16 protein-coding genes and 1 pseudogene are annotated in these 16,962 nt (G+C 55.7%); 13 read left to right on the top strand and 4 right to left on the bottom strand.

Annotation, left to right across the window (positions count from 1 at the left end):
- The first annotated feature begins 93 nt into the window (after positions 1-93).
- The 13 genes and pseudogenes from IPZ49_RS18605 to IPZ49_RS23225 form a co-directional block, all read left to right on the top strand.
- Positions 94-420, top strand: a complete 327-nt coding sequence (locus IPZ49_RS18605; protein ID WP_017382769.1) for a DUF883 domain-containing protein — start codon at positions 94-96, stop codon at positions 418-420.
- A gap of 243 nt (positions 421-663) precedes the next feature.
- A complete protein-coding gene (gene nrdH, locus IPZ49_RS18600) occupies positions 664-903 on the top strand; it encodes a glutaredoxin-like protein NrdH (protein WP_017382770.1) in 240 nt (79 codons plus the stop codon).
- On the top strand, positions 900-1,310 hold the full coding sequence (nrdI, locus tag IPZ49_RS18595; protein ID WP_063146920.1) for a class Ib ribonucleoside-diphosphate reductase assembly flavoprotein NrdI: 411 nt from the start codon (positions 900-902) through the stop codon (positions 1,308-1,310). Before nrdH ends, nrdI begins: the two co-directional genes overlap by 4 nt.
- On the top strand, positions 1,283-3,427 hold the full coding sequence (gene nrdE, locus IPZ49_RS18590) for a class 1b ribonucleoside-diphosphate reductase subunit alpha (RefSeq protein WP_023306802.1): 2,145 nt from the start codon (positions 1,283-1,285) through the stop codon (positions 3,425-3,427). Before nrdI ends, nrdE begins: the two co-directional genes overlap by 28 nt.
- Before the next feature lie 9 nt (positions 3,428-3,436).
- Positions 3,437-4,396: a class 1b ribonucleoside-diphosphate reductase subunit beta gene (gene nrdF, locus IPZ49_RS18585; RefSeq protein ID WP_022649130.1), complete on the top strand. Its 960-nt coding sequence runs from the start codon at positions 3,437-3,439 to the stop codon at positions 4,394-4,396.
- A gap of 333 nt (positions 4,397-4,729) precedes the next feature.
- Complete coding sequence (proV, locus tag IPZ49_RS18580; RefSeq protein WP_022649131.1) at positions 4,730-5,932, top strand: glycine betaine/L-proline ABC transporter ATP-binding protein ProV; 1,203 nt, start codon at positions 4,730-4,732, stop codon at positions 5,930-5,932.
- A complete protein-coding gene (gene proW, locus IPZ49_RS18575; protein WP_063146919.1) occupies positions 5,925-6,989 on the top strand; it encodes a glycine betaine/L-proline ABC transporter permease ProW in 1,065 nt (354 codons plus the stop codon). The genes proV and proW overlap by 8 nt, the downstream gene beginning before the upstream one ends.
- A gap of 9 nt (positions 6,990-6,998) precedes the next feature.
- Positions 6,999-7,994, top strand: coding sequence for a glycine betaine/L-proline ABC transporter substrate-binding protein ProX (gene proX, locus IPZ49_RS18570; protein WP_063146918.1), 996 nt, complete (start codon positions 6,999-7,001; stop codon positions 7,992-7,994).
- Between the two features lie 209 nt (positions 7,995-8,203).
- A complete protein-coding gene (locus IPZ49_RS18565; protein WP_017692795.1) occupies positions 8,204-9,388 on the top strand; it encodes an MFS transporter in 1,185 nt (394 codons plus the stop codon).
- A 314-nt stretch (positions 9,389-9,702) separates the two neighbouring features.
- On the top strand, positions 9,703-10,233 hold the full coding sequence (emrR, locus tag IPZ49_RS18560) for a multidrug efflux transporter EmrAB transcriptional repressor EmrR (RefSeq protein WP_017694792.1): 531 nt from the start codon (positions 9,703-9,705) through the stop codon (positions 10,231-10,233).
- Positions 10,234-10,361: 128 nt separating this feature from the next.
- Positions 10,362-11,534 carry a multidrug efflux MFS transporter periplasmic adaptor subunit EmrA gene (gene emrA, locus IPZ49_RS18555; RefSeq protein WP_022649133.1) on the top strand — a complete coding sequence of 391 codons (1,173 nt, stop codon included), beginning with the start codon at positions 10,362-10,364 and terminating at the stop codon, positions 11,532-11,534.
- A 16-nt stretch (positions 11,535-11,550) separates the two neighbouring features.
- Positions 11,551-13,098, top strand: a complete 1,548-nt coding sequence (gene emrB, locus IPZ49_RS18550) for a multidrug efflux MFS transporter permease subunit EmrB (protein WP_022649134.1) — start codon at positions 11,551-11,553, stop codon at positions 13,096-13,098.
- A 228-nt stretch (positions 13,099-13,326) separates the two neighbouring features.
- Positions 13,327-13,470 (top strand): annotated as a pseudogene (locus IPZ49_RS23225) (hypothetical protein); the annotation flags it as partial.
- A gap of 61 nt (positions 13,471-13,531) precedes the next feature.
- Here the strand turns inward: IPZ49_RS23225 and luxS are convergent.
- From luxS to yqaB, 4 genes are all read right to left on the bottom strand, one after another.
- Complete coding sequence (luxS, locus tag IPZ49_RS18545; RefSeq protein ID WP_017382778.1) at positions 13,532-14,047, bottom strand: S-ribosylhomocysteine lyase; 516 nt, start codon at positions 14,045-14,047, stop codon at positions 13,532-13,534.
- Between the two features lie 152 nt (positions 14,048-14,199).
- Positions 14,200-15,744 carry a glutamate--cysteine ligase gene (gshA, locus tag IPZ49_RS18540; RefSeq protein WP_063146917.1) on the bottom strand — a complete coding sequence of 515 codons (1,545 nt, stop codon included), beginning with the start codon at positions 15,742-15,744 and terminating at the stop codon, positions 14,200-14,202.
- 83 nt (positions 15,745-15,827) lie between these two features.
- Positions 15,828-16,256 (bottom strand): YqaA family protein, encoded by a 429-nt coding sequence (locus IPZ49_RS18535; RefSeq protein ID WP_017692791.1) that lies wholly within the window; start codon positions 16,254-16,256, stop codon positions 15,828-15,830.
- On the bottom strand, positions 16,253-16,819 hold the full coding sequence (gene yqaB, locus IPZ49_RS18530; RefSeq protein WP_022649138.1) for a fructose-1-phosphate/6-phosphogluconate phosphatase: 567 nt from the start codon (positions 16,817-16,819) through the stop codon (positions 16,253-16,255). The genes IPZ49_RS18535 and yqaB overlap by 4 nt, the downstream gene beginning before the upstream one ends.
- Between the last annotated feature and the right edge of the window lie 143 nt (positions 16,820-16,962).

Below are 16,962 nucleotides of genomic sequence, written 5' to 3'. Positions count from 1 at the left end.
AATATTCCATAAACTGCCCGATAAGCCGTGACTCGCTTCAGACATTACATTTCTGGACTAAACTAAACGGGAACACAAATTATGGAGGATCGTATGTTTAACAGACCGAACCGAAACGATATTAACGACGACACCCAGGATATTCGTAACGATGTCAGCCAATTAGCGGACACGCTGGAAGCCGTATTGAAATCCTGGGGCTCTGACGCGAAGGACGAAGCAGATGCCGCGAAACGTAAGGCTCAGTCTCTGCTGCGTGAAACGCGAGCAAGGATGAATGGCCGCTCACGTACCACTCAGGCGGCCTGCGATATGGCAAGCTGCGCCACCACCTTCGTACGAGAGAAACCGCTGTGTACGTTGGGAACGGTCGCGGCAGTCGGGATTTTTGTCGGCGCCCTGCTTAGCCTGCGTAAGTAAGCACGCGTTTTCAGCCCCGGTAGCCTCAGGCGCCGGGGCTTTTCTTTGCCTGAAAGCCTGAAAAACCCGCGCAGTTCGCCCTGCCCCGCCAGGCTCATCATTGGGGCCTTATCAATCTGAATTTCCCATATCTTGTGTGGTTGAAAGTTATCTCAACTACATCTAGTATTCCCTTTAGCAAGACAGACACAACATGACGCGTTTACTCGCGCCGTTCTCTCATTCTAAATGGAAATACGAATCATGAGCATTATTATTTACACTCGTAACGATTGTGTTCAGTGCCACGCCACGAAACGGGCGATGGAGAGTCGCGGCGTGGCATTTGAGATGGTCAATATAGATCAGGTGCCTGACGCGGCAGACACCCTGCGGGCGCAAGGTTTCCGTCAGCTTCCGGTTGTGGTTGCCGGCGACACCAGCTGGTCTGGCTTTCGTCCGGACATGATCAACCGCCTTGCCGCTCAGGGCGTCAGTGCATGAGCAGGCTGGTCTACTTTTCCAGCAGCTCGGAAAACACGCTTCGGTTTATGGAGCGTCTCGGGCTGCCCGCGATTCGCATTCCGCTGAACGAGCGGGAGCGTATTCAGGTAGACGAACCCTACATTCTGGTAGTGCCCAGCTATGGCGGTGGCGGCACCGCGGGGGCTGTGCCTCGTCAGGTGATCCGCTTTCTGAACGACCCCCATAACCGGCAGCTGATTCGCGGCGTGATCGCGGCAGGCAATCGCAACTTCGGCGAGGCCTTTGCCCGCGCCGGGGATGTCATCTCTCAAGAATGCGGCGTGCCGTATCTCTATCGTTTTGAACTGATGGGGACACAGCAGGACGTAGAGAACGTGCGTAAAGGAGTGAACGAATTTTGGCAACGACAACCGCAGAGCGCGTGATTCAGGCGACGCCGGATTACCATGCATTAAACGCCATGCTAAACCTCTATGACCGGGAGGGGCGCATTCAGTTTGGCAAAGATCGTGAGGCGGTGGACGCCTTTTTTGCCGCTCATGTACGCCCGAACAGCGTCGTCTTTGGCAGCCAGCAGGAACGTCTCGACTGGCTGGTAAAAGAGGGTTATTACGAAGAGCGCGTCCTGACCCGCTACGACCGCGCCTTCGCGGTGGCATTGTTTGAACGGGCGCACGCCAGCGGTTTTCGCTTCCAGACGTTTCTCGGCGCGTGGAAGTATTACACCAGCTACACCCTGAAAACCTTCGACGGCAAACGCTATTTAGAAAGCTTTGAAGATCGGGTGGTGATGGTAGCCCTGACGCTGGCGCAGGGCGATGAAGCCCTGGCCGAAAGACTGACGGAGGAGATCCTCTCCGGTCGCTTCCAGCCCGCCACGCCAACGTTCCTTAACTGCGGCAAAGCCCAGCGCGGCGAGCTGGTCTCCTGCTTCCTGCTGCGTATTGAAGACAATATGGAGTCGATTGGCCGTGCGGTAAATTCGGCGCTACAGCTTTCGAAACGCGGCGGCGGCGTGGCATTTCTGCTTTCGAACCTGCGGGAAGCGGGCGCGCCGATCAAGCGCATCGAAAACCAGTCCTCCGGCGTCATCCCGGTGATGAAGATGCTGGAAGATGCCTTCTCATACGCCAACCAGCTTGGCGCACGTCAGGGCGCGGGTGCGGTTTATCTGCACGCGCATCATCCGGACATTCTGCGTTTTCTGGATACCAAACGTGAAAACGCCGACGAAAAGATCCGCATTAAAACCCTGTCGCTCGGCGTGGTGATCCCGGATATCACGTTTAAGCTGGCCAAAGAAAATGCCGACATGGCGCTTTTCTCACCGTATGACGTTGAGCGTATCTACGGCAAAGCCTTTGGCGATGTGGCCATCAGCGAACTGTATGACGAACTGGTGGCGGACGAGCGCATTCGTAAGAAATACATTAACGCCCGCGACTTTTTCCAGACGCTGGCCGAAATTCAGTTTGAGTCCGGGTACCCGTACATCATGTACGAGGATACGGTGAACCGCGCCAACCCGATTGCCGGGCGCATCAACATGAGCAATCTGTGCTCGGAGATTTTGCAGGTCAACAGCGCGTCCAGTTACGACGAGAACCTCGACTACGCGGATATCGGCAAAGATATCTCCTGCAATCTCGGTTCGCTGAATATTGCCCACACCATGGATTCCCCCGATTTTGGCCGCACGGTAGAGACCGCCATTCGCGGGCTGACGGCGGTATCGGACATGAGCCACATCCGCAGCGTACCGTCCATTGAGGCGGGCAACGCCGCGTCGCATGCCATCGGCCTTGGGCAGATGAACCTGCACGGCTATCTGGCGCGGGAGGGTATCGCCTACGGCAGCCCGGAAGGGCTGGATTTCACCAACCTTTATTTCTATACCATCACCTGGCATGCGCTGCATACCTCGATGCTGCTGGCGCGCGAACGCAACCAGCGGTTCGCAGGCTTTGAGCAGTCCCGCTACGCCAGCGGAGAGTATTTCAGCCAGTATCTGGAAGGCGACTGGCAGCCGAAAACCGAAAAAGTACGCGCGCTTTTCGACCGCGCCGGCATCACCCTGCCGACGCGTGAGATGTGGCAACAGCTGCGTGAGGATGTGATGCACTACGGCATCTATAACCAGAACCTTCAGGCGGTTCCGCCAACCGGCTCCATTTCCTATATAAATCATGCCACCTCGAGCATCCATCCGATCGTGTCGAAGATTGAAATCCGCAAGGAAGGCAAAACCGGCCGCGTCTACTACCCTGCCCCGTTTATGACTAACGAGAATCTGGCTCTGTACCAGGACGCCTATGAGATCGGCCCGGAAAAGATCATTGATACCTACGCCGAGGCGACCAGACATGTGGACCAGGGGCTGTCGCTGACGCTCTTCTTCCCGGACACCGCCACCACGCGGGATATCAATAAAGCGCAGATCTACGCCTGGAAGAGAGGCATCAAAACGCTGTACTACATTCGCCTGCGCCAGCTCGCGCTGGAAGGTACCGAAATTGAAGGCTGCGTGTCCTGCGCGCTGTAAGGAGAAAGGATGAAACTGTCACGCGTAAGCGCCGTTAACTGGAACAAAATTCAGGATGATAAAGACCTGGAGGTCTGGAACCGCCTGACCAGCAACTTCTGGCTGCCGGAAAAGGTGCCGCTCTCCAACGATATTCCGGCCTGGCAAACCCTGAGCCATGCCGAGCAGCAGCTGACAATCCGCGTCTTTACCGGCCTGACGCTGCTGGACACCATTCAGAATACCGTGGGTGCGCCCGCGCTGATGAGTGATGCGCTGACCCCGCACGAAGAGGCGGTAATGTCGAATATCAGCTTTATGGAGGCGGTCCATGCCCGCTCTTACAGCTCGATTTTCTCCACCCTGTGCCAGACCAGAGACGTGGACGCGGCCTACGCCTGGAGCGAAGAGAGCGCGTCATTGCAGCGCAAGGCAGATCTGGTGCTGGAATATTACCGGGCCGACGAGCCGCTGAAGAAGAAGATCGCCAGCGTGTTCCTGGAATCTTTTCTCTTCTATTCCGGCTTCTGGCTGCCCATGTACTGGTCGAGCCGGGGCAAGCTCACTAATACCGCCGATTTGATTCGCCTCATCATCCGCGATGAAGCGGTACACGGGTATTACATCGGCTATAAGTACCAGAAAGGACTGGAGAAAGTCACCCCGGAAAAACGCGAGGAACTCAAAGGTTTTGCCCTCGATTTACTGATGGATCTGTATGACAACGAGCTGAGCTATACCGAGGAGCTGTACGCCGGAACGGGCTGGGAAGAGGACGTAAAAGCCTTCCTCTGCTACAACGCCAACAAGGCGCTGATGAACCTGGGCTACGAAGCGTTATTCCCACCGGAAATGGCGGAAGTGAACCCGGCGATCCTCGCGGCGCTGTCGCCCAACGCCGATGAAAACCACGACTTCTTTTCCGGGTCCGGCTCGTCGTACGTGATGGGTAAAGCGGTGGAGACGCAAGACGAGGACTGGGATTTTTAATGAATGAATTAACGTTCATTAATTAACTCTACATTTCATTATTTTCAGCCGAATATTCCACTACGTACTACACTGTAATTTCTCCTTCATATTCGCCTGAATCACATCGATTCAGGCGAAATTCTCCCATGCAGTAGCAAAAAATTGAGAAAAATTCAAAGCGCCCTCAGCCCTTTATTCATGGGAAATTCAGCCGTTTCGCTTGCTGTAAAATTCCGACCTCAGGCAGGCCCAGGGTTGTCTCAGATTCTGAGTATGTTAGGGTAATGCCAGTTAACTATTTACCATGGTAATCATATCGACATAAACAAATAACAGGACACTCTCTATTGCATGGCAATTAAATTAGAAGTGAAAAATCTTTATAAAGTATTTGGCGAGCACCCACAGCGTGCTTTCAAATATATTGAGAAAGGCCTTTCGAAAGAGCAAATTCTGGAAAAAACCGGGCTATCGCTTGGCGTTAAAGACGCCAGTCTGGCCATTGAAGAAGGCGAGATTTTTGTCATCATGGGATTATCCGGTTCGGGTAAATCCACTATGGTTCGCCTTCTCAATCGCCTGATTGAACCCACCCGCGGACAGGTGCTGATTGACGGCGTTGATATCGCCAGAATATCAGACGCGGAACTCCGCGAGGTGCGCAGAAAGAAAATTGCGATGGTGTTTCAGTCATTTGCACTGATGCCGCACATGACGGTACTCGATAATACCGCCTTTGGCATGGAGTTAGCCGGCACGCCCGCTCAGGAACGTCAGGAAAAAGCCCTTGATGCACTGCGTCAGGTCGGGCTGGAAAATTATGCTCATGCGTATCCGGATGAGCTCTCCGGCGGTATGCGTCAGCGCGTAGGATTAGCGCGCGCATTAGCGATTAATCCGGATATTTTATTAATGGACGAAGCCTTCTCGGCGCTCGATCCCTTAATTCGCACCGAGATGCAGGATGAGCTGGTAAAATTACAGGCCAAACATCAGCGCACCATTGTTTTTATTTCTCACGATCTGGATGAAGCCATGCGTATTGGCGACCGTATCGCCATTATGCAAAATGGTGAAGTGGTGCAGGTCGGCACACCGGATGAAATTCTCAATAATCCGGCGAATGATTATGTGCGCACCTTCTTCCGCGGCGTGGATATTAGCCACGTATTCAGTGCGAAAGATATTGCCCGCCGAACACCAAACGGCATTATTCGAAAAACGCCAGGTTTTGGTCCGCGCTCCGCGCTGAAGCTGTTGCAGGACGAAGACCGTGAATACGGTTATCTGGTTGAACGCGGCAATAAATTTGTCGGCGTTGTCTCCATCGACTCCCTGAAAACCGCCCTGAGCGAAAATCAGGGAATCGATGCGGCGTTGATTGACGCTCCGCTTGCCGTGGACGCCGAAACGCCGCTCAGCGAGTTGCTCTCTCACGTGGGTCAGGCGCCGTGCGCCGTGCCGGTTGTCGGTGAAGAACAACAGTACGTTGGCATCATCTCAAAACGGATGCTGCTACAGGCTTTAGATCGCGAGGGGACAAACAATGGCTGATCAATCAAACCCATGGGGCACCACTGAAGCAGCGGACAGCGCGGCGCAATCTGCCGATGCGTGGGGGTCGACGCCTGCGCCTGCCAATGGCGGCGGCGCGGCAGACTGGCTCAACAGCGCACCGGCGCCTGCCCCAGAGCATTTCAATATTATGGATCCGTTCCACAAGACGCTGATCCCGCTGGATAGCTGGGTAACGGAGGGGATCGACTGGGTCGTTACCCACTTCCGTCCGGTGTTCCAGGGGATCCGCATCCCGGTGGATTACATCCTGAACGGCTTCCAGCAGCTGATGCTGGGCATGCCCGCGCCGGTGGCGATTATCCTGTTCTCGCTGATCGCATGGCAGTTCGGCAGCGCGGGTATGGGGATCGCCACGCTGATCTCCCTGGTTGCCATCGGCGCGATTGGCGCGTGGTCTCAGGCGATGATCACCCTGGCGCTGGTGCTGACCGCCCTGCTGTTCTGCGTGGCGATCGGCCTGCCGATGGGGATCTGGCTGGCGCGCAGCCCGCGGGCCGCAAAAATTATCCGCCCGCTGCTGGATGCAATGCAGACCACGCCAGCGTTCGTTTACCTGGTGCCTATCGTGATGCTGTTCGGCATCGGTAACGTACCGGGGGTGGTCGTGACCATTATCTTTGCCCTGCCGCCGATTATTCGCCTGACCATTCTGGGCATTAACCAGGTGCCTGCGGATCTGATAGAGGCATCACGCTCGTTTGGCGCCAGCCCGCGTCAGATGCTGTTTAAGGTTCAGCTTCCGCTGGCGATGCCGACCATTATGGCAGGTGTTAACCAGACGCTGATGCTGGCGCTGTCGATGGTGGTGATCGCCTCAATGATTGCCGTTGGCGGGTTAGGTCAGATGGTACTGCGCGGCATTGGCCGTCTCGATATGGGGCTGGCGACCGTCGGTGGCGTCGGGATTGTGATCCTCGCCATCATTCTTGACCGCCTGACCCAGGCTGTCGGTCGTGATTCACGCAGTCGCGGCAACCGTCGCTGGTATACCACCGGCCCTGTCGGGTTACTCACCCGCCCATTCACAAAATAAGGAACAACGATGCGACATAACGTACTTTTTGCCACAGCGTTTGCGACCCTTGTCTCCACCAGCGCAGTTGCCGCTGACCTGCCGGGCAAAGGCATTACCGTGCAGCCGGTGCAGAGCACCATTTCGGAAGAGTCCTTCCAGACCCAGATTGTCAGCCGTGCGCTGGAGAAACTGGGCTATACGGTGAATACCGCCAGTGAAGTGGATTACAACGTGGGCTATACCTCTATTGCCTCCGGCGATGCCACCTTTACCGCCGTGAACTGGCAGCCGCTGCACGACGATATGTATGCCGCCGCAGGCGGTGACAAGAAATTCTACCGCGAAGGCGCCTTTGTGACCGGCGCTGCGCAGGGATATTTGATCGACAAGAAAACCGCCGATAAGTATCACATCACCAATATTGAACAGTTGAAAGATCCGAAGATCGCCAAACTCTTTGATACCAACGGTGACGGCAAAGCCGACATGATGGGCTGCTCGCCGGGCTGGGGCTGTGAAGCGGTGATTAACCACCAGAACAAAGCCTTCGATCTGGCGAAGACCGTCGACGTGAGCCACGGCAATTACTCTGCGATGATGGCCGATACCATCGCCCGCTTTAAAGAAGGCAAGCCGGTGATCTACTACACCTGGACGCCGTACTGGGTGAGCGACGTGCTGAAGCCGGGCAAAGACGTGGTGTGGTTGCAGGTGCCCTTCTCCTCCCTGCCGGGCGAGCAGAAAGATATCGACACCAAACTGCCAAACGGCATGAACTATGGCTTCCCGGTGAATACCATGCATATCGTGGCGAACAAAGCCTGGGCCGAGAAAAACCCGGCGGCGGCGAAGCTGTTCTCGGTAATGAAACTGCCGCTGGCAGACATAAACGCCCAGAACGCCATGATGCATGCGGGTAAATCATCCGAAGCTGATATCAAAGGCCACGTGGATGGCTGGATCAAAGCCCACCAGCAGCTGTTTGACGGCTGGGTGAAAGAGGCGCTTGCGGCGCAGAAGTAAAAATACTACCCCTCACCCTGCCCTCTCCCCAAAGGGGAGAGGGTGTATAAAATCCCCTCTCCCCTTTGGGGAGAGGGATAGGGTGAGGGGATCAAACCGCACCCAACCTAAACCGCACAATCCACCACGTAACAATCCCCCAACATTCACAATCATTGGTTATTATGTTTTCGGAAAAATAATCACTTAACTTACGATTCCTGAAACAAATGACAAAAACAACTCAAGGGCTTAGCCCCGCACTCATCCTTTTAATGTCCGTGGCAACGGGACTGGCCGTCGCCAGCAACTATTACGCGCAACCTCTGCTTGATACTATCGCGCGTGCTTTCGATCTTTCAGCCAGCTCCGCCGGCTTTATCGTCACCGCTGCGCAGCTCGGCTATGCGGCCGGGCTGCTGTTCCTGGTGCCATTAGGCGATATGTTTGAGCGCCGGATGCTTATCGTCTCCATGACGCTGCTGGCCGCAGGCGGGATGTTGATCACCGCCAGCAGCCAGTCGTTAACGATGATGATTATCGGTACCGCGCTGACGGGGCTGTTCTCGGTGGTGGCACAAATTCTGGTTCCCCTCGCGGCGACGTTGGCTTCCCCGGAAAAACGCGGCAAAGTGGTTGGCACTATTATGAGCGGCCTGCTGCTGGGCATCCTGCTGGCGCGAACCGTTGCCGGGCTGCTGGCGAGCCTCGGCGGCTGGCGCACCGTTTACTGGGTGGCAAGCGTGCTGATGGTTATCATGGCGCTGGCCCTGTGGCGCGGCCTGCCAAAGGTGAAGCAGGAAAATCACCTGAACTATCCGCAGCTCCTCGCCTCCGTTTTCAGCCTCTTCACCCGGGATAAACTCCTGCGCACACGCGCCGTTCTGGGGTGTCTTACCTTCGCCAACTTCAGCATCTTATGGACGTCGATGGCGTTTCTGCTCGCCGCGCCGCCGTTTAACTACTCAGAAGGCGTGATTGGCCTGTTCGGGCTGGCAGGCGCGGCTGGCGCACTGGGCGCGCGCCCGGCGGGTGGCCTGGCCGACAAAGGTAAATCTCATATGACCACCTCCGCAGGGCTGGTTTTACTCCTGCTCTCATGGGCGGCTATCTGGTACGGACACGTCTCAGTGCTGGCGCTAATTGTCGGTATTCTGGTACTCGACCTCACCGTGCAGGGCGTACATATCACCAACCAGACCGTGATTTACCGCGTGAAACCAGACGCCCGTAACCGTCTGACGGCCGGGTACATGACCAGCTACTTTATCGGCGGCGCGGCGGGCTCGCTAATCTCAGCCTCCGCCTGGCAGCATGCGGGCTGGACGGGCGTGTGCGCAATCGGCGCCATCGTGGCGGCGATAAATCTGCTGGTATGGTGGCGCGGCTATCACCGCCAGGAAGCAATTCACTAAGTTTTACATTGCTTTGGGCCCCCTGGGGTGTAAAGGGGGCCTGCATCTGTTAAGGTAACGGTAATCATTTATCCCAGAAATTTTACTGTGGGTGACATATTTACTACCGGCATGAATAGTTCAGACCCCTGTCCTCACATCCCCTCTTTCGCGGGTACACACCCCACACTTTCTGTGCTCACCGGGTCACGGATTTACCCGGCGCTTTCTGATGGTGACATACGTTTGGCGGATATAACCGCACAAATAATTCATTTACATTATTTGTCACTATCGTTACTATATCGGCTGTAATTAATGAGGTTATGCCCAAAATGGATAGTTCGTTTACGCCCATTGAACAAATGCTTAAGTTCCGCGCCAGTCGTCATGAGGACTTCCCGTATCAGGAGATCCTGCTGACCCGCCTGTGCATGCACATGCAGGGTAAGCTGCTGGAAAATCGTAACAAGATGCTGAAAGCGCAAGGGATTAACGAGACGTTGTTTATGGCGTTGATTACGCTTGAGTCTCAGGAAAACCACAGCATTCAGCCGTCTGAACTGAGCTGCGCGCTGGGTTCATCCCGTACCAATGCAACCCGTATTGCTGATGAGCTGGAGAAGCGCGGCTGGATAGAGCGCCGTGAGAGCGATAACGATCGCCGCTGCCTGCATCTGCAACTGACCGAGAAAGGTCACGAATTCCTGCGCGAAGTGCTGCCACCGCAGCATAACTGTCTGCACCAGCTTTGGTCTGCCCTCAGCACCGCCGAGCGCGACCAGCTTGAGCATATTACTCGCAAGCTGCTCACCCGTCTGGACCAGATGGATGAAGATGGCGTCATTCTTGAGGCGCTGCGCTAACGCGACGATCCGCTCAACATTCCAGATTGCAAAAGAAAAACTGACAGGCCAGCACGTGAAACTGCTGGCCTTTCTGACAACAGGTCGGCTCAGCCGATGTGAAAATAAAAAGATCGTGGAGAACAACAATGAGCGCAAATGCGGAGAACACCCCCCCGCAGCAACCGGTCAACAAGAAGGGCAAACGTAAGAGCGCCCTTATTCTGCTGACCTTGCTCTTTATTATTATTGCCGTGGCATATGGGATCTATTGGTTTTTAGTCTTGCGTCATGTTGAAGAGACAGACGATGCATACGTGGCAGGGAATCAGGTTCAAATCATGGCGCAGGTGTCAGGCAGCGTGACGAAAGTCTGGGCTGACAACACCGACTTTGTGAAAAAAGGGGATGTGCTGGTCACGCTCGACCCGACCGACGCCCAACAGGCGTTTGAAAAAGCACAGACGGCGCTGGCCTCCAGCGTTCGCCAGACCCGCCAGCTGATGATCAACAGCAAACAGCTTCAGGCCAATATCGACGTGCAGAAAACGGCCCTGGCCCAGGCGCAGAGCGACCTCAAGCGTCGTGTTCCTCTCGGCACCGCCAACCTGATTGGCCGTGAAGAGTTGCAGCACGCCCGCGATGCGGTGGCGAGCGCACAGGCGCAGCTGGACGTGGCGATCCAACAGTACAACGCCAACCAGGCGATGGTGCTGGGCACCTCTCTGGAAAACCAGCCGGCGGTGAAACAGGCGGCGACCGAAGTGCGTAACGCATGGCTTGCCCTGCAACGTACCAAAATCGTCAGCCCGATGACCGGTTACGTTTCCCGTCGTTCCGTGCAGCCGGGTGCGCAAATTAGCACCACCACGCCGCTGATGGCGGTCGTTCCGGCGAACAACCTGTGGGTGGACGCGAACTTCAAAGAGACCCAGCTGGCGCATATGCGTATCGGCCAGACCGCAACCGTGGTCAGCGATATCTACGGCGATGACGTGAAGTACACCGGTAAAGTAGTCGGTCTGGACATGGGGACCGGCAGCGCGTTCAGCCTGCTGCCTGCACAGAACGCCACCGGCAACTGGATCAAAGTGGTACAGCGCCTGCCTGTACGTATCGAGCTGGATCCTAAGCAGCTGGCAGACCATCCGCTGCGAATTGGCCTTTCCACGCTGGTGACGGTCGATACCGCCAACCGCGACGGTCAGATCCTCGCAAGCCAGGTGCGCAGCACGCCAGCTTATGAAAGTAACGCCCGTGAAATTAGCCTCGATCCGGTCAATAAGCTGATAGATGACATCGTGAAGGCAAACGCCGGTTAAGCCGAAGGTGAGCGTTATGCAACAGCAAAAGCCGCAAAAACCGCTTGAGGGGGCGCAGCTGGTCATTATGACCATTGCGCTGTCGCTGGCGACATTCATGCAGGTGCTGGACTCCACCATCGCAAACGTGGCGATCCCTACGATCGCCGGGAACCTTGGCTCATCGCTGAGCCAGGGGACCTGGGTCATTACCTCATTCGGGGTGGCGAACGCCATCTCTATTCCCATCACCGGCTGGCTGGCGAAGCGCGTCGGTGAAGTGAAGCTGTTCCTCTGGTCGACGATCCTGTTCGTGCTGGCCTCCTGGGCTTGCGGCATGTCCAGCAGCCTGACGATGCTGATTTTCTTCCGCGTCATCCAGGGGATTGTCGCCGGGCCGTTGATTCCGCTATCGCAGAGTTTGCTGCTGAACAACTATCCGCCCGCCAAGCGCTCCATCGCGCTCGCGCTGTGGTCGATGACGGTGATTGTCGCCCCAATTTGCGGGCCAATCCTCGGCGGCTATATCAGCGATAACTATCACTGGGGCTGGATCTTCTTCATCAACGTACCCATCGGTGCGCTGGTGGTGCTGATGACGCTACAGTCTCTGCGTGGTCGCGAAACGCGGACCGAACAGCGGCGGATCGACGGCATCGGGCTGGCACTGCTGGTTGTCGGCATCGGCAGCCTGCAAATCATGCTCGACCGCGGCAAAGAGCTGGACTGGTTCGCCTCTACGGAAATCATCGTGCTGACGGTGGTCGCCGTGGTTGCCATTAGCTTCCTGATTGTCTGGGAGCTGACGGACGAAAATCCGATAGTCGACCTCTCGCTGTTTAAATCGCGAAACTTCACCATCGGCTGCCTCTGTATCAGCCTCGCCTATATGCTCTACTTCGGCGCGATTGTTCTGCTGCCGCAGCTGTTGCAGGAGGTGTACGGCTATACCGCAACCTGGGCGGGGCTGGCCTCCGCGCCGGTGGGGTTAATTCCGGTTCTGCTGTCGCCGATTATTGGCCGTTTCGCCCATAAGCTCGACATGCGCAGGCTGGTGACGTTCAGCTTCATCATGTACGCCGTGTGCTTCTACTGGCGCGCGTATACGTTTGAACCGGGAATGGACTTTGGCGCCTCCGCGTGGCCGCAGTTTATTCAGGGCTTTGCTGTGGCGTGCTTCTTTATGCCACTGACCACCATTACGCTTTCCGGCTTGCCGCCTGAGCGGATGGCGGCGGCATCGAGCCTGTCGAACTTCACCCGTACGCTGGCGGGCTCCATCGGGACATCGATCACCACCACGCTGTGGACCAACCGGGAAGCGATGCACCATGCCCAGCTGACCGAAGCGGTGAACCCGTTCAACCCTAACGCTCAGCAGATGTATAGCCAGCTTGAGGGGATGGGGATGACGGAGCAGCAGGCGTCCGGCTGGCTTGCCCAGCAGATCACCAACCAGGGGCTGATTATCTCGGCAAACGAGATTTTCTGGATATCGGCGGGGATCTTCATCGTCCTGCTGGGGCTGGTGTGGTTTGCCAAACCACCGTTTGGTGCCGGTAGCGGGGGCGGTGGAGCGCACTAGCCCTGTGCACGGTTTGCCCGGTGGCGCTACGCTTACCGGGCCTACGAACGTAGGCCGGATAAGGCGTAGCCGCCATCCGGCAAAACACCGCACCGTGTCCAAACGCGACAGCGATTGTCAGTTCCGATAAAGCAGCGCGCCTGAAATTGATTCACGAGAGTGAAAAGACAACAGGAGCGTACCATGCTGAACACACCCGCGCCACGCGCTGGCTCTCGACAGACTTACGTCGAAGTGAGCACGCCGAACGTCTATCTCGACCAGATCGAATATTTCTGCCACTACTTCAGCCGCCGCAGCGACGTCTGTAACAGCGTGCATCCGCAAAACGATCGCGATACCGGCGTCGCCAGCGCGGAGCTGGCCGTGGTTGTCGTCATCAGTATTGTAGGCCCGGTCAGCGAAGCGCCACCGGGCATCCACAGGCACGATACTAAATGTGCAGTTCCTGAAGTTTTTCTTTTGGCAGGGCCAGCTCGTCGTTGCTGTTTACACGAACATCACGTTCGATGATATGGCGGGCAATCTCCTGAGCTTCTTCCAGAGAGTGCATCTGGTAAGTACCGCACTGGTAAACGTTCAGCTCTGGGATCTGGTTCTGCTCTTTCACCTTCAGCACGTCTTCCATCGCCGCTTTCCACGCATCCGCGACGCGTTTCTCATCAGGCTGACCAATCAGGCTCATGTAGAAACCGGTGCGGCAGCCCATCGGAGAGATATCGATGATCTCCACGCCGTTGCCGTTCAGGTGGTCGCGCATGAATCCGGCGAAAAGGTGTTCCAGCGTGTGAATGCCTTTCTCTGGCATCACTTCTTTATTCGGCACGCAGAAGCGCAGGTCGAAAACGGTGATCGTGTCGCCGTGCGGCGTGTTCATGGTCTTCGCCACGCGGACTGCTGGTGCTTCCATACGGGTATGGTCGACAGTAAAGCTATCTAATAACGGCATACGTCACCTCCGATAGTGATTTTTTTTAAAATAAACTGAACTCTTCTACAGAATGCGCGTCTGAGTATATGAAAGACGCGCATTTGTTATCATCATCCCTGAATTCAGAGATGTATATTTTGGCCACAGCGATGTGGCCTTTTTCTTTTGGTTCAGGCCTGCTTCGCCAGAAACGCCTCAAACGACTCCGTATCCGCCGCTTCGACCTCTTTCTGACGCACAACGGACGCATCGCGCTCTGCCACAAAATCCGCTTCGCTCAGGATCTCTAACGGCTCCTGCATCAGCATCTCACGGTACTCCGCTGAGAGTGAACGCCCTGTGCCACCAATTCCCTGTTCAATCATAGAACGCAGAATACGTGCTGAGAATGTCAGTTCCGGGTTATCAAAGCTTTCAATCAGTTCGTCGCAGACCTTCTGGTAAGCTTCGCCGCCGTACACGCTATCCAGCGTCTGGGCTACGCGCTTCAGGTCATGGAACAGATCCTTCCCTACCTTAGACAGTGGGAACTGGGCCGTTTCACAGCCAATACCTAACGTCAGACCCGGCTTGCGCCCTTCCAGAATCACGCGATTCCAGTTGGCACGAGTACACAGCAGTTCGTCGGAACTCATTTCCGGCGCATCCGCCAGTACGCACCAGACCATAAACAGGTCAAGGAAGCGAACCTGCTGCTCGTCAACGCCAATCGGTGAGAACGGGTTGATATCCAGCGAGCGCACTTCAATGTATTCGATCCCGCCGCGCTGTAGCGCATCCGACGGCGTTTCACCGCTGCGCGTCACGCGCTTCGGACGAATCGGCGCATACAGTTCATTTTCAATCTGCAATACGTTGGTGTTAATTTGCAGGCGCTTGCCGTCTTTTTCGAGGCCGATTTTTTCGTACTCTTCCGACGGGGTTTTTATCGCCCGCTTCAGGCCTGCCACATATTCGTGCAGATCGTTAAACGTAATTCCGAGATTGCTTTGCGATTTATTGGTGTAGCCAAGGTCGCTCAGGCGCAGCGAGGTCGCGTACGGCAGATAGTACATGCCACACTCGGTCTTCTCGAACGGCAGCGTGGTCGGTTTCCCTTGCAGGAACGATGAACAAATGGCCGGGGACGCGCCGAACAGATACGGAATAACCCAGCCAAAACGGTAGTAGTTGCGGATCAGGCGGAAGTAGCCCGCGGAGATCGCTTCTTTATCCGTTTCACCGCACTTCGCCTGCCAGAACGCCATCGGCAGAGAGAAATTGTAGTGCACGCCAGAGATCGTCTGCATCAGTGCGCCGTAGCGATTTTTCAGTCCTTCGCGATACAGCGTTTTCAGCCGTCCAATATTCGAGGTGCCGTACTGAGCCAGCTCGATATCCTGCCCCTGCTCGATATAGCACGGCATGCTGAGCGGCCACATACGCTCGTCGCCGAGGTTGCGGGCGGTGAAGCGATGCACGTCGCGCATGATCGTCAGCATATGATCAATATCACCGTCTACTGGCGTAATGAACTCCAGCAGCGCTTCGGCGAAATCGGTTGTGATCCATTTATGTGTCAGCGCCGAGCCTAACGCCTTCGGGTGTCTCGTAGTCGCTAAGCTACCATCCGCATTTACGCGCAGCGTTTCGCGCTCAAGCCCACGCTGAATCCCCTTCAGTGCCTGAGGGTGATTTTCCAGCCAGGCCAGCGCCTGTGATACGTCCGGGATCAATTTGACCTCCCGCCTGTCAAAAAATTGTCACTCAGCATAATTGTAATGGTTGACGATTGAAGGTCGCGAATTCATTCCACCAATTAGTGCCACCACGTCATACCCTGTAGTGTTACCCATGCCAGTAAAACATAGCGTAACGCCTTGCCAAGGCACAAAAAAAAGAGCACCGGTCCCCAGGAGATGCGCATCCATCCCGCCAGCAGACACAGTAAATCGCCTATTACAGGCATCCAGCTTAATAACAGCGTGGCAGCGCCATAGCGTTTTAGCCAGCCCACTGCCTTTTCCTGCCAGCGAGATTTTTCGCGTAGCGGAAAGAAACGTCCAAGAATAACGTTAGTCAGCCCTCCAAGGCTATTACCCATTGTTGCTATTAAGACCAGCAACCAGGGCTGACTCACGCCGGACAACAGCATCGCCACCAGCACCACTTCCGAATTCCCCGGTAAGAGGGTGGAGCTTAAAAAACTGCTGGCGAATAATGAAGCGAGTGACAGCGCGTCACTCACAGTAAGCGAACATCCACCGCCGCCATTCCGGCATCACGCGCGGCCTGAATGCCAAAATCAGCATCTTCAAACACCACGCATTTTGCAGGTGGTACACCCATTAATTCTGCACAGCGCAGGAAGGTATCCGGTGCGGGTTTGTGATGTTTAACATGATCGGCGGCAACGACGGCAGAAAAATAGTGGCGCAGGCCAAGGTGTTTGAGTAGCGCTTCAGCAATCGCGCTCTCGCTGCCCGTACCGACAGACATAGGACGACGGCCGTGCCACTCCTTGACGACGTCAATGAGTGGTAAAGGCTGCACGGTGTCTAACAGTATGGCTTTTACCGCGTCGGTTTTTTCACGCGCGAGCTGGTGCGGGTCGAGATCGGCCTGATTCAGCTCAATCACGGCCTGTGCGATACGCCAGGTGGGCGATCCGTTGAGGGCAATCATCGCCTGTAAATCGAAGCGCATACCGTAACGGCCCAGGACTTCGGTCCAGGCCTGACGATGCGTGGGTTCGGTATCCAGGAGGGTGCCGTCCATGTCGAAGATCAAACCGTCATACTGTGCGTACATCGTGCTCTCGCTAAACGATTAACAAAGCATTACTTTATCGTAAAAGGGGATTTTTGTCGCTGATTGCGAAGTGATAACAATGAGAGTGATTAAGAACTAAACATCGAAGGGGATCACAAGAAGAGATGGTGCATCCGGGAGGA

The organism is Enterobacter cloacae complex sp. S2 (assembly GCF_015159675.1).
Classification (GTDB): Bacteria; Pseudomonadota; Gammaproteobacteria; order Enterobacterales; family Enterobacteriaceae; genus Enterobacter; species Enterobacter intestinihominis.
This window is presented reverse-complemented; position numbering and strand designations above follow the sequence as displayed.